This window comes from Halothermothrix orenii H 168, from assembly GCF_000020485.1.
GTDB lineage: Bacteria > Bacillota > Halanaerobiia > Halanaerobiales > Halothermotrichaceae > Halothermothrix > Halothermothrix orenii.
Genome location: NC_011899.1, coordinates 1,573,363 through 1,586,698, shown reverse-complemented (window position 1 = coordinate 1,586,698; position 13,336 = coordinate 1,573,363). Strand labels below are relative to the sequence as shown.

Sequence of the window (13,336 nt, the reverse complement as noted above, 5' to 3'; positions counted from 1 at the left end):
TTATGGATAAAGCATATACAAAGTCTTTTGCCAGAATATATGATGATGTGATGGATGCTGTTCCCTATAATTTATGGTATGATTATATCCATCAGCTTCTGGAGTATTATCAAAAAACGCCCACCAGGGTTCTGGAACTGGCCTGCGGCACCGGAAATATGGCCCTCCGTTTTGCCAGAAATGGTTATCTGGTAACGGCCCTGGATAAATCTGAAGCCATGCTTGAGGTTGCCCGTAATAAGGCCCGTAAAGATGGTATATATATAGATTTTATCAAGTCCGATGTCAGGGATTTCAGCTTTAATGAAGAGTTTGACCTGGTTTTCTGTCTTTTCGATAGTTTAAACTATATTCTATCTCTACAAGAGCTTAAAAAGGTGTTTGAAAACGTTAATCAGGTTTTATCAGGGGACGGGCTTTTTATATTTGATATGAATACGATAGCCAGACTTATGGCCATAAAACCGGGAACCAGTATAATCCACGGACGGGATTACAAATGCACTTGGCAGGATATAATTGATGAGGACAAAAAAAGGTGGAAGGTCAAACTGACAATCTATTTTGAAGGACCGGATGATAATCGGGATAAACCCTATAAGGAGATACATGAGGAAACTTCCTTTAAGGTAAGTGAAGTAACAGGAACCCTTAAGGGGGCTGGTTTTAAAGCAGTGGAGGTTTTTAATGCCTACACTTTTGAAAAAGGCACTGATAGTGATAACCGTATTTATTACATAGCTTCCAGAGAGGATTTTAAAAAAAAACCACTGACAAAATTTAAATGGAAACTGGTAAAGTTTTTTAGCGGGTACCCAGTAGAATCAGGGTGACCCCTAATAAAATCAAAATAAGGTTTTTAAAGTTAACCTCACTTCTGATTCCTACAAGACCAAGAAAGGTAACAAGAATAAGGATCATGGGACCGACCAGCCCCAGGATTGCATTTATCCTGATAGCTGTCTTGATATCATTAAAGTAGTGCATCATATAGGCAGCACTCAATTCGATAGTGGCTGACAATAATCTTAACATTATCATGGCCAGGAGAATATTTCTCATTTTTAGCATCTGGATTTCATCTCCTTATCTGTAATTAAAAAGAGTCTGACTGTTTACTGGTATTTTAACTGGTTTTTATTGGTGGAGGATAGGTTTTTTTATAACTGTTACCCTGATTCAGTTTTGTAATAGTTTTTAATCGTTTGATATCGTTTAATAAAGTAATTTATATAATAAAGTATTTATATAATAAAGTCTTTATAATAGTATATGGGTCCTGTCGTTTATTTAAAACCTGGACTTTCACCTGAATTATTTTACTAAAATTATTAAAGAAAGACTGATAGCCTTGAAGAAAATTAATTTTATGAGACTCTCAAAAAAAATTAAAATAAATGAGAAACTCATGGTGCTGGTCGGGTTATTTTATCTGGCCTTTACCGGAAGTTTGTTTTATCTGCCCTTTACTCCAGGGTTATTTCTTTTTTTATTTGTACCGGTCGTTTACCTTGATATTGTTATCGGTTTAAAAGCTGCCCTGGTATATAACACAATTTTTAATTTGTTATTTATTGTTTATGAAGGGGTAGAGTATAACTTTGCATTTCCGGGAAAGGTTGCTGTTTTTTTGATTCTGGGTTGTGCCTTTACCTATTTTATTCTTTATTTGATAAGCCACTTTTGTGAGAAATATAAAAGTAAACAGAGGGATTTAAAAGAGTCTATGGCCCAGCTGGCTGCTTCATACCGTACCCTCGAATCTACCCAGACTAAATTGTTTGCCCTGGCCCGGATTACCAAAGAATTACTTGCCATTCATGACCATAAAGAGTTGATTCCTGTCCTTATAAATTTATTAAACAGTCATTTTTTCTATTACAACATTGCCTATGTCAGTAAGAATAAAAACAGTGAGATTAATTTTACCATGGAGTCAAGAATCGGGTTTACCGGTATTGATAACAGGCATTTAATAAATATTGTAAATGAATATACACCCTTTGATGATGTCCTTATAAAAACTGTAGATAGAGATGAAATTATCAAAACGACCGACCGGGTCTGTGCTGATACTTCTAAACGAGGGAAACTTATTTTAGTTCCGGTTGTAACAAATGATGATATTAAGGGAATATTCCTGATATACAATGAGGGTGACTGGGTGGAGGAAGAGGACCGGGATATTTTGAGGGTTCTGGCAGATCAGACCGGGTTATTACTCAATAAACTGGAGTTAATTGAAGAAATCAATTACCTGGCAATTACTGATGAAGGAACAGATCTATATAACCAGCGGTATTTCTATAAAAGGCTCAATAGATTATTTTCTTATGCTAAAAAGAATAATAAACCCTTATCAGTGGTTATTTTTGATATTGATAACTTTAAGTCATTGAATGACAGCTATGGACACCTTTTCGGGGATAAGGTTTTAAGAGAAGTAGCTTCCCTTCTCCAGGATAATATACGGAAAAACGATATACTGGCCCGGTATGGGGGAGAAGAATTTGCCTTAATATTACCAAAGACTGGAGCCAGTATAGCCTATAATATTGCGGAAAGAATAAGGTGCATTGTTAATAAACATATCTTTGAGACTGGTGGGGGACATAAGATTAAAATAAGTATTTCGGGAGGGATAGCAACATATCCTGAGTGTAAGGTTTCGAAAGCCATTGAGCTTATAGACCTGGCAGATAAGGCCCTATATAAATCCAAAGATGACGGTAAAAACATGATTAATTCTGTTAGATAAAGAAAGCCTCCTTCTTGACAGGAAGGAGGCTTATATTAATTAACTTGATATTCATTAACTTGAGATATTTGTGTTATAGATTTAGTTGAAAGAGGGTTGTATTTAACTGCTTTGCTGACCTTCATTTAGGGGTTTCACAACGTTTTGCAGGTCTTTATTTTTCCCTTTACGGCGTCCCCAGACAAGTTTCTTTAACCATGGCAGGATATAATAATCCAGTCCAAGGGCCCGACCTGACGCACCGATACAGGCGATGGAGGCCATCAGGAACCATGGCAAGGTTGGATTCTGGGGATAGAAACCTGACAGGAAGAAGTTAATAGTCATAACAGTAGACCCCAGTGCTCCCAGAGTACTGAAGACTCCCAGGATGAGAGAGAAAGCCAGAGCCAGTTCTCCCAGGGTAATCATATACTGGAAGAGTAAGGGGTATTCGAAAACCACATTTTCCATAAAGGTTACATACCACTCAACAGGATTAGGCCCGATCGGGGATGTTGAGGCCCCGGCTACCAGTTTGTCTCCTTTAAGCAACCAGCCTGAATGAACTTTGTCCAGGCCACTGAATAACCACTGAAAACCCAGGAATATACGCAGGAAGGCAACCCAGAAGGTACGGGACCGCTGACTAAAATGGTCAAAGCCCTGGGCTACCAGTCCCTTATGGGAGCCCTGTTCTTTTAAATATTTACTGATGTAATTAAAACCTTTCTTTAATCCACCAATTTCGAAGAGGTAGTGCATATTGACGACATGTTTCATAAACATACCAAACCAGCCTTTTAAGGACATGCCCATGACGTCAGCTACTGCATATTTGCCGCCGATGGAGACCAGGATTCCGTGATAATCAGGTTCCATCTCTTCTTTCGGTTCACCATTGATGTCGGCAACAATATTTTCAGCAGCACACTCGCCGGTCTGGAGGGCAGTCTCTACCAGGGCCGGTAATGGTTTGCCTTCTTCGTTAGGAACATGACTGTTATCTCCGATGGCATAAACTTCAGGATATTTTTCAGTCTGGAGATACTTATTAACCTTTACCCTGCCGGCTTTATCGGTATCTAAACCGAGATTGGCTGCAAAGTCTGAAGCAACAACACCACAGTTCCAGATAACTGTTCTGGTTTTTAATGTGTCCCCATTTGCCATGGTTAAACCGTCTTCTTTAACTTCAGATACGAAAGAACCGGTTTTGACCTTGACACCAACTTTATCAAGATATTTCATGGCTTTGTCTACCAGTTTGTCATTTAAATTGGGTAGAATTCTGTCCAGACCCTCACATAAATAAAGGTCGATTTCACTTCTGTCAATTCCGTACTGGTAACAGAGGTCATCCATCCATTCAACTAATTCTCCAACCATTTCAACCCCGGTAAACCCACCCCCACAGACGACAAAAGTCAGTAATTCCTTCCTGAGGGCAGGATCATCAACAACCCGGGCTCTCTGGAACATTTCTATTATGTGTTTTTTGATTTTTTTGGCATCATCTATTGACCATAAAGTGTAGGCATAGTCAGCAACACCTTTAACCCCGCAATCAGCTGGTTCACTACCGGTACCCAGAATGAGATAATCATAATTATATAGATAATTATCAGATTTTAGTGTTTTGTTTTCAAAATCGATGTCCTTGATTTGATCCTGGACTACATTAACTTTAGTTGATTCAAATAGTTCATTAAGACCAATTTTAACCCCATCTTCATCAATTCTATTACCCGCCACCTGATGAATTTCAGTAAGCAAGGTATGGAAGGGGTTTTTATCGATCAGGGTAATGGTAGTGTCATCCTTCTTTTTTAATAATTTGTGTAATTTTTTAGCTGCTGCGACACCACCATACCCGGCCCCCAGAATAATGATGTTTTTAGACATTTTCCTCCCCCTTTTTTGATTCAGAAAATAGTATAACTAGAAAAAGTTACATTATTCACATTAATTATAACATGGAAAAAAGAAGATGTAAACCTGTTTGTTAATATTAATTGATAAGGTCAATTGAATCTGCTAAACAATAAAACAAAGTAAAGCTTTTTTTAGAGAAATATACAAAAAGTAAAAAAACAAAAGAGGAATTTTTTAATTTATATCGAATAACAATATTACAGAAGAACATATTCTTGTGGACATATGTGATATTATGAACAAATGACACATATGTCAAAAATTTAAAGGGAGGAGTTGATTGTTTATATGAAAAAAGGTCTTGCAATTCTGCTGGCTGCTGTTTTAGTACTTACTTTAAGTTTTGGGATTGCCGCTGCTGATGTACAGCACAAGGATGGGCATTATGTAGGTTATGTTCCTAATGATCATGGTGATGTTGTAATTGAGGTTGTAATTGAGAGGGGCCAGATTACTGATATTAACATGTTAAACCCCTTTAAACTCCATTATAAGTATGAAGCCGGTAAAAAGGCTTTCCTGGAATGGCCTTATATGGTTTTAGAAAAACAGTCTGCCAAACATGATGTCATCAGTGGGGCTACCCACAGCTGCCATGACTATGAAAAAGCTACCCAGATGGCTTTAGATATTGCCAGCGGTAATTATGATGGCAATAAATACTACGGTGTAGCTGAAAACTTTGAACACGGCCATGTTGTTGTTGAAATTACCGTTGAGGGGGACAAAATAACAGACTGCAGGCTTATAACTGCCAATCCTGAATTATTGAAAAAAGAAGATGGCCGGGAAAAATTAATGCCTGCTAAAGATGACAGCTATCCTCACGAAGTAGCCCTTAAGTACTTCAAAGAATTCCCTGAAAAAGTAGTGGAAAATCAGGGTAATGTTGATATTGTCAGTGGTGCTACCCACAGTGGTCACAGCTATAATGAAGCCCTTGATATGGCCATGGAACAGGCTGGTTTAAAATAAGTTTTTAAATTTAAATTCCAAGGGAAAGCCCCCCAGCGGGGCTTTCTTTTTTGACATATGAATTACAATCGTATTTTATTTCAGTAGAGTTTATATCTTTGTTATTTGTTTTTATATTTATATTTTTATGATAAAATAAAAAAGGTGACTGTTATTTTTTAATGTCCAGAATTTGTACACAGGTGTTTTTCTGGTGGATATTTTTCGGCATTAACAATCTTTAAAATCTCCATTATCAATAGCGAACTGTTGAGTTTAATATCTGGACGTCGAGGCTTTCATTTATCTTTTAAATGATTTTGTCAAAGGCTAATTTATTCTTAATTTTAACGGAATAATAGAACAATAGAGAAATAACAGGGTGTGAAGGCTTATGAAATTATATATGCAAAAAAGGTGTTGCGGGATTATCGCAGTCATATGTTTAGTCTTAATAGTTGTCTTCGTGTTAAATGGCTGTCAGGGACAAAAAGAAAAGAATGATTTGCCTGCTGCCAGCAAATCTTCTTTTTTAATGGATACCATTGTAAGTATGAAGGTTTATGGTGAAAAGCCAGACAAAGTTATTGAAGAGGCTTTTCAGAGAATGCGTGAAATCGAGAATGAGATGAGTGTTACCCTTAAATCCAGCTATATTTACAAAATTAATTCTAACCCGGGAGAACCGGTCAAGGTTGATTCTGATACCTTTCGTGTTATTAGAAAGGCAATAACTTATGCTGAAATAACCGATGGTAATTTTGATCCCAGTATCAGGCCTCTGGTCAGCCTCTGGGGTATAGGTACTGAAAATGCACGGGTACCTGCCCGGTCAGAGATCGAAGAGGCAAAAAGGTTGGTTAATTATAAGTTGATTAAGCTTGATGAAGAAGAAAAGACGGTAGTGTTGCAAAAACCGGGTATGGGAATAGACCTGGGTGCTATTGCTAAAGGATATGCGGCAGATGAAGTCAGGAGGATATTTAAAAAACACCGTGTTGAGCATGCCTTTGTAAATCTGGGGGGAAATGTTCTGGTTGTAGGTGGCAAGCCCGATGGTTCGCCCTGGGTTGTGGGGATTCAGGACCCCCGTCGGGAACGGGGTAGTGTTATGGCCAGTTTTAAGGTTAAGGATAAGGCTATTGTAACTTCGGGTAATTATGAACGGTATTTTGAAAAAGACGGGGTGGTTTACCACCATATTATTGATCCCAAAACAGGCTCACCGGCCCGGACAAATCTTTTGAGTGCTACCATTATCTGTGATGATTCTTTTGATGCCGATGCCCTATCAACCAGTGTCTTTGTCATGGGGGTTGATAGAGGACTGGAGCTAGTGGAGAGCCTTAATGGGGTTGAAGTTATGTTTATAAATAAAGATTTAGAGATAATTCTGTCAGAAGGCCTTAAGAATAAGATTAAGGTCCTGAACCAGGATTTTAAACTTGTAGGGAATGATAATGATGAGCAAATATAGTATTGCCGAGTACAGACAGAGATTTGCTCCGGTTATTGAAAAAATAGATGAAATTATATGGGAGATAACTAAAACCAGGGTGGGGTTAATTAATATAGCTACCAGAGACCTTGTTGAGAGTGGTGGTAAAAGGTTAAGGCCCTTACTGGTGGTTTTGTCAGCCCGGTTGGGTGATTTTGATAAAGAGAAAATATACCATATTGCTTCAGCAATTGAACTTTTGCATATGGCTACCCTGGTTCATGATGATATTATAGATGAAGCCAGGATAAGACGAGGGGAAATCTCAGCCCAGAGTAAATTTGGTAAGGATGTTGCTGTCTTTCTGGGTGATTTTATGTTAAGCCGGGCCTTTGATATTTTTACCCTCTATTTAAGTCGGCACTCTTTACGAAAGCTAAATAAGGTTGTCGGTTTAATCTGTGAAGGGGAAATAGATCAGTATGAGGATAAATTTGAATATAAGGTTTCTATCCGGGAGTACCTCCGGAGAATCAGGAGGAAAACAGCCCTGCTATTTGGATTGAGTACATATATCGGGGCCTATGAGAGTGGTGTCCGGGGGAGGAACCTGTCAAATATATATAGATTTGGTCTCAGGTTGGGAACTGCTTTTCAGATTCAGGATGATATTCTAGATTTTGTGGCTGACCCCGAGGAGTCAGGAAAAGCAATAGGCCAGGATTTAATAAATGGGATATATAATCTCCCTGTAATCTACCTGGTTCAGGATGAGATTTTCAGGGACAGGGCCCGGGAGATCCTGGGTAAAGACAGGCTGTCGGTCTCAGATGTAGTTGATATTATCAATATGGTGAATAACAGTAAGGCTATAAATCAAAGCAGAGAACTGGGTAAAAGGTATATTGAAAAATCTCAGAAATATGTCGAGCATTTACCTGATGAAAGGGTAAAAGAGGAGCTTAATTTTATATTATCGCTTCAATTAAATCGACAACAATAAAGACAGGGTGATGGTATATGGCTTACCGTGATTTAAGTGACTTTATTAAGACCCTTGAAAGGGAAAATGAACTGGTGAGGGTCGGGGTTGAAGTAGACCCGGTCCTGGAAATAACAGAAATAACCGACCGTGTTGTTAAAAATGGGGGGCCGGCCCTTTTATTTGAAAATGTTAAGGGTTCTGATTTTCCGGTTTTAATTAATGCCTTTGGTTCTATCAGGAGAATGGAGCTGGCTCTGGAGGCAGAAAGCCTTGATGATATAGGGGACAGGATAAATCAGTATTTACAGCTGCCGACCCCGGAAAATTTTCTGGATAAGTTAAAAATGCTCCCCCTGTTGAAAGAACTGGGGGATTTTTTACCGCGTACAGTAAAGAAGGCTCCCTGCCAGGAAGTGGTTGAGGAGAATGTTGACCTGGGAAGTCTTCCCATATTGAAGTGCTGGCCCGGTGACGGGGGTCGTTATATTACCCTTCCCCTGGTTTTTACAAAAGACCCGGGGACAGGTCGCCAGAATGTGGGGATGTACCGCCTTCAGGTTTTTGATAAAAAAACGACCGGTATGCACTGGCATATACATAAAGATGGTGCCGAGAATTATCGGAAACATCTTGGCAACAGGGAAAAAATGGAGGTTGCTGTAGCCATCGGGGCCGATCCCGCTACTATATATGCGGCCACCGCTCCCCTGCCAGCCGGGATAGATGAGATGCTTTTTGCCGGGTTTTTACGTAAGGAGCCGGTTGAGATGGTAAAATGCCGGACTGTGGACCTTAAAGTCCCGGCCAATGCTGAAATAATTCTCGAGGGTTATGTTAAACCGGGGGAGTTAAGGAAAGAAGGACCCTTTGGTGACCATACGGGTTATTATTCCCTGGTTGATGAGTATCCTGTCTTTCATGTCCAGGCCATTACCAGGCGGAATCAGCCCGTTTATAATGCAACAGTAGTTGGCAAACCTCCCATGGAAGATTGTTTTATGGCTAAAGCAACGGAGAGGATCTTCTTACCACTCCTCAAGATGCAACTTCCGGAAATTGTAGATATGAATTTACCCCTCGAGGGGGTATTCCATAACTGTGCTATAATTTCTATAAAAAAATCCTACCCCGGCCATGCTAAAAAAGTAATGCACGCCCTGTGGGGGCTGGGTCAGATGATGTATACTAAAATGATTATTGTAGTTGATGAAGATGTCGATGTTCAGGACCTGTCAACAGTGGCCTGGAAGGTGTTTAATAATATAGATGCCAGACGGGATGTAGTTATTGTCGATGGTCCGCTTGATGCCCTGGACCACTCTTCCCCTGTCCGCCATTACGGCTCCAAGATGGGGATTGATGCTACTAAAGCCTGGCCGGAAGAGGGTCATACAAGGGAGTGGCCCCCTGAAATAGAGATGAATAAAAAGATAAAAAAGCTGGTCGATAAGAGGTGGCAGGAGTATGGAATTAATATATAAAAAAGTAAAAACCTATGCCGACCTGGTTATGTTTGAACATACTATTTTTGCTCTTCCTTTTGCCTATCTGTCTTTATTCCTGGCTTTGGGTGGGAAAATTGATCTTTCCTATTTTTTCTGGGTTACGGTGGCTATGATCGGGGCCAGAAATGGGGCCAATGCCTGGAACCGGCTGGCAGATATGGATATTGATAAAAAGAACCCCAGAACGGCTGACCGGCACCTACCAAGGGGTGAGGTTTCACCCCGGGAAGTTGTTTTTTTAACTGTTTTCTGTTTTACCCTCTTAATTCTGGCAGCTTTTAATCTACATCCCATCTGTCTTAAATTGCTTCCCCTGGCAGTTATTATTGTTATCTTTTATTCCTATACCAAACGTTTTACCTGGGCCTGTCATCTGTTCTTGGGCTTTTCAGTGGCTTTAGCCCCCTTAGGAGCCTGGCTTGCGGTCAGGGGGGGTCTTGCTCCCGGGGTTATTATACTGGCCATGGTTCAGGCCCTGTGGGTGGCCGGGTTTGATATCATATATGCTACCCAGGATTACCAATTTGATACCACAGAAGGGGTTTATTCCATTCCAGCCCGGTTCGGAGTCAGTGGTGGTTTGAAGATTGCCAGGTTGTTGCATTTTCTGGCCTTTTTACTACTGGTTATATTACCCTGTTTTTTCCCCCTGGGATTGATATATTACCTCGGACTTGTAATTATAGGTGGTCTGTTAATCTACCAGCACCGACTGGTATCCCCTGATGATTTGAGCCGGGTGAATAAGGCCTCCTATAATGTTAATGAAATAATAGGGCCAGTTTTATTACTGGCATCAGTCCTTGATATATTACTGTTTTAATGTATTATCATAAATTATTACTTTTCTGACGAATTACTATTCTATGGTAAAAATACATCAGATATAGTAGTTCATTTGATGTAATGCTTTATTACATTAATATAAGGCTTTAGGGTAACTATTATAATGCTTTAGTACACTCAAACTTAATGTATTGCTTTACAACAACTACTTTAAAACAACTACTTTACAACTACTTTAGAATATAATCTTTATTGCCTTATTGCATAACACCTTATTACCTACATGAAAAAATAAAACATTACATTAGTGATCAATAAAACACTCAATTTACTGAATTCGAACCTTCAGCATTTACTGAAAAGGAGTTGATAGACAATTGTTGAAGATAGTTACTGCCATAACAGGAGCCAGTGGGGTTATTTACGGGAAACGGTTTGTTGAAGAGGTAAACCGCCTCGGACATAAACAGACCCTTTTGATAACAGAGGCGGGAGAGAAGGTACTGTCACAGGAACTGGATTTATCCATTAAAAAGGATAACCCCCTTGCTTCAATACAGGCCGAATGGGATCTTTCAAGGCCTGATTTGATTTCCCGGGAAAAGATAGATGATATTACGGCCAAAATTGCCAGTGGAAGCAGGGCTCCGGATGCTGTGGTGGTTATCCCCTGTACCATGGGAACCCTGGCCCGGGTTGCCCATGGGTTTTCCTCGAATCTCCTGGAAAGGGTCTGTGATGTGGCCCTTAAAGAAAACAAGAAATTGATCCTGGTTCCCCGGGAAACCCCCTTAAACCAGATTCACCTGGAGAATATGCTGGCTTTAAAAAAAATGGGGGCTGATGTGGTACCGGCCATGCCCGCCTTTTATAACCATCCCCGGAGTATATCGGAGCTTATAGATTTTGTAGTGGGAAGAGTACTGGACCACCTTCAACTGGAGCATAGCCTTTACCAACGCTGGAAAGGAGTGCATGATAATGATGATAAATAACGTGGAACTACTGGCTCCTGCCGGTAAGTGGGAGGCCCTGGAAACGGTAATTGAAGCCGGGGCAGATGCTGTTTACCTGGGTGGTAAAAAGCATAATATGAGGCTTCTCAGGACCGGTTTCAACTTCAGTAATGAAGAATTAAAAGAGGCTGTTAACCTGGCCCACAGCCGGGGAGTAAAGATATATGTAACTGTTAATAATTTACAGGGCGATGAGGAACTTGATGAGATAGCACCATATCTTCAGTATCTGGCTGAAATTGAGGTTGATGCTTTTATAGTTCAGGACCTGGGATTACTCTATCTTATTAATGAGCTGGGGCTTGAGGTTCCTGTACACTCCAGTGTAATGATGAATGTTCATAACATAGATATGGCCCGGTATTTACATGACCATGGAGTCAGAAGGTTTATAGTTAGCCGGGAATTATCCTTTGACCAGGTGAGGCATATGACCCGGGAAACCGGCTTTGAATATGAATATTTTATACATGGAGATATGTGTTTTTCTCAGAGTGGGCAGTGTTTATTGAGTGGTATGGTTTTTGGGAACAGCAGCAACAGGGGGCGTTGTCTAAAGCCCTGTCGCTGGCCCTATAGCCTGGCCCGGTATAAAAACGGTTATTTTGAAGAGGGGGTAGAGGTTAAGGCTGACGGTCCTTACTTCCTGGCGGTAAAGGATATGTGTGTTTTCCGGCATATACCCCAGTTGATCAGGTCGGGAATTGTCTCCTTTAAGATAGAGGGCAGAATGAAGCCGGCCAGTCAGCTTAAGAGAATTGTATCTGCTTACCGGACAGCTATCGACAGGTACCTTGATGATCCGGTGGGTTATACGGTTGATGAGGATATTTACCGTGACCTCTATGATCACCGGGTCCGGGATTTCAGTACCTGTTTTGCCCTTAAGAATCCGGGGTCAGATGGAATCGGTTATACCGGGGAGAGGGAACCCAAGTTTTTTAGTGAAGCCCGGGAGGAGAAAAAATTAAATCCTGACATGGATCTTGATATGGATCTTAAACTGGATATAGATAACCCCACGGATTATAGTTCAGGGGCAAAGGAGGTTGTGGCCCTTCCTTTGCTATCGATTAAGGTTAACGGTCTTGAGGAGGCTGAAGCTGCTTTAAAGTCAGGGGTAGACCGCATCTATATAGGTGGTGAAACTCCGTCCTGGAAACCTCCCTGTGGCCAGGAGGTTATAAACAAGGTCCTTGATAAAGCCGAAAAAGCAGGGGTGGAAGTGGTAGTAACTACCCCCAGAATTACTTTCTCTGATGAAATGGAAGAATATATTGAGTTGTTGAAGGGATTAGATCTGGAGCAAACCGGTGGAGTTATGGCCGGTAACCTGGGGATGATCAGAGCCCTGAATGAGTATTTTGATACCAGGGTTATGGCAGATTTTGGAGTTAATGCGTTTAACACCAGGGCTCTCAGTATTTTAAAAGAATCCGGGGTGGTTCAGGTTACAAATCAACTGGAATCTTCCCTGAAGCAGATTTTAAAGATGGCTTCAGGTACAGATATGGACCTCGAGCTTATCGGTCATGGCCATCTTCCCTTTATGGTATCTGACCACTGTCTCCTTTCTGAACTTCTGGAAGGGAAGACTCCGGAGGATCAGTGTTCTGCCCCCTGTCGGGGTGAGAGATATGGACTTGTCAATGATAAAAAGAGGGTTTACCCTGTTATGACCGATCAGTATTGCCGGACCCATCTTTATCTCAGTAAAGAGCTTGCTCTCCTCCCATTTCTGGATAGAATATTATTATCAGGTATAAAGAGTTTCAGGATTGAGGCCGGACTTTATAATGCTGCAAAGGTAGAGGCTGTAGTTGATATCTATAAACGGGCCTTTATAGCTATTAAAAATGGTCGCTGGTCACAGGAAAAAACATCGTTATATAATGAGCTTAAGGGGTTAAGTGATACCGGTTATACCCTGGCAGCCTACGAGAAAGGGGTCCTGGGGACCGGTACTTAATCCACAAAACT

The 13,336-nt window shown here is 40.6% G+C and carries 11 protein-coding genes; 9 read left to right on the top strand and 2 right to left on the bottom strand.

All coding sequences use genetic code 11. The annotated features are described in order from the left end of the window. Window positions 1-2: 2 nt before the first annotated feature. On the top strand, window positions 3-833 hold the full coding sequence (locus HORE_RS12490) for a class I SAM-dependent DNA methyltransferase (RefSeq protein WP_012636421.1): 831 nt from the start codon (window positions 3-5) through the stop codon (window positions 831-833). Here the strand turns inward: HORE_RS12490 and HORE_RS07740 are convergent. Next, window positions 805-1,071 (bottom strand): YqhV family protein, encoded by a 267-nt coding sequence (locus HORE_RS07740; RefSeq protein ID WP_012636420.1) that lies wholly within the window; start codon window positions 1,069-1,071, stop codon window positions 805-807. The two genes, HORE_RS12490 and HORE_RS07740, sit on opposite strands and share 29 nt — an antisense overlap. A gap of 298 nt (window positions 1,072-1,369) precedes the next feature. On the opposite strand from HORE_RS07740, the gene HORE_RS12485 reads away from it, so the two are divergent. Next, the gene (locus HORE_RS12485; RefSeq protein ID WP_012636419.1) at window positions 1,370-2,758 is read left to right on the top strand and encodes a GGDEF domain-containing protein; all 1,389 of its coding nucleotides are present in this window, start codon (window positions 1,370-1,372) and stop codon (window positions 2,756-2,758) included. Window positions 2,759-2,860: 102 nt separating this feature from the next. Here HORE_RS12485 and HORE_RS07730 read toward each other — a convergent pair whose 3' ends face one another. Beyond that, on the bottom strand, window positions 2,861-4,642 hold the full coding sequence (locus tag HORE_RS07730) for an FAD-dependent oxidoreductase (protein ID WP_012636418.1): 1,782 nt from the start codon (window positions 4,640-4,642) through the stop codon (window positions 2,861-2,863). Window positions 4,643-4,960: 318 nt separating this feature from the next. Here HORE_RS07730 and HORE_RS07725 point away from each other — a divergent pair, with 318 nt between their 5' ends. The 7 genes from HORE_RS07725 (at window position 4,961) to HORE_RS07695 (ending at window position 13,325) form a co-directional block, all read left to right on the top strand. Then, window positions 4,961-5,647: an FMN-binding protein gene (locus HORE_RS07725; protein WP_012636417.1), complete on the top strand. Its 687-nt coding sequence runs from the start codon at window positions 4,961-4,963 to the stop codon at window positions 5,645-5,647. 445 nt (window positions 5,648-6,092) lie between these two features. Next, window positions 6,093-7,103, top strand: a complete 1,011-nt coding sequence (locus HORE_RS07720; protein ID WP_226984148.1) for an FAD:protein FMN transferase — start codon at window positions 6,093-6,095, stop codon at window positions 7,101-7,103. Beyond that, entirely contained in the window at window positions 7,087-8,067 is a 981-nt protein-coding gene (locus tag HORE_RS07715; protein WP_012636415.1) for a polyprenyl synthetase family protein, read from the top strand. Before HORE_RS07720 ends, HORE_RS07715 begins: the two co-directional genes overlap by 17 nt. Window positions 8,068-8,084: 17 nt before the next feature. Then, window positions 8,085-9,530 carry a menaquinone biosynthesis decarboxylase gene (locus HORE_RS07710; protein ID WP_012636414.1) on the top strand — a complete coding sequence of 482 codons (1,446 nt, stop codon included), beginning with the start codon at window positions 8,085-8,087 and terminating at the stop codon, window positions 9,528-9,530. Continuing rightward, the gene (locus HORE_RS07705; protein WP_012636413.1) at window positions 9,514-10,377 is read left to right on the top strand and encodes a 4-hydroxybenzoate octaprenyltransferase; all 864 of its coding nucleotides are present in this window, start codon (window positions 9,514-9,516) and stop codon (window positions 10,375-10,377) included. The genes HORE_RS07710 and HORE_RS07705 overlap by 17 nt, the downstream gene beginning before the upstream one ends. Window positions 10,378-10,717: 340 nt before the next feature. After that, window positions 10,718-11,335 carry a UbiX family flavin prenyltransferase gene (locus HORE_RS07700; protein ID WP_012636412.1) on the top strand — a complete coding sequence of 206 codons (618 nt, stop codon included), beginning with the start codon at window positions 10,718-10,720 and terminating at the stop codon, window positions 11,333-11,335. Beyond that, the gene (locus tag HORE_RS07695; RefSeq protein ID WP_012636411.1) at window positions 11,322-13,325 is read left to right on the top strand and encodes a peptidase U32 family protein; all 2,004 of its coding nucleotides are present in this window, start codon (window positions 11,322-11,324) and stop codon (window positions 13,323-13,325) included. The genes HORE_RS07700 and HORE_RS07695 overlap by 14 nt, the downstream gene beginning before the upstream one ends. Window positions 13,326-13,336 lie beyond the last annotated feature (11 nt).

Excerpts from the sequence above, each read along its gene's own strand:
- HORE_RS12490 (WP_012636421.1), top strand. The coding sequence starts at position 3 with ATGGATAAAGCATATACAAAGTCTTTTGCCAGAATATATGATGATGTG.
- HORE_RS07740 (WP_012636420.1), bottom strand. The coding sequence starts at position 1,071 with ATGCTAAAAATGAGAAATATTCTCCTGGCCATGATAATGTTAAGATTA.
- HORE_RS12485 (WP_012636419.1), top strand. The coding sequence starts at position 1,370 with ATGAGACTCTCAAAAAAAATTAAAATAAATGAGAAACTCATGGTGCTG.
- HORE_RS07730 (WP_012636418.1), bottom strand. The coding sequence starts at position 4,642 with ATGTCTAAAAACATCATTATTCTGGGGGCCGGGTATGGTGGTGTCGCA.
- HORE_RS07725 (WP_012636417.1), top strand. The coding sequence starts at position 4,961 with ATGAAAAAAGGTCTTGCAATTCTGCTGGCTGCTGTTTTAGTACTTACT.
- HORE_RS07715 (WP_012636415.1), top strand. The coding sequence starts at position 7,087 with ATGATGAGCAAATATAGTATTGCCGAGTACAGACAGAGATTTGCTCCG.
- HORE_RS07710 (WP_012636414.1), top strand. The coding sequence starts at position 8,085 with ATGGCTTACCGTGATTTAAGTGACTTTATTAAGACCCTTGAAAGGGAA.
- HORE_RS07705 (WP_012636413.1), top strand. The coding sequence starts at position 9,514 with ATGGAATTAATATATAAAAAAGTAAAAACCTATGCCGACCTGGTTATG.
- HORE_RS07695 (WP_012636411.1), top strand. The coding sequence starts at position 11,322 with ATGATGATAAATAACGTGGAACTACTGGCTCCTGCCGGTAAGTGGGAG.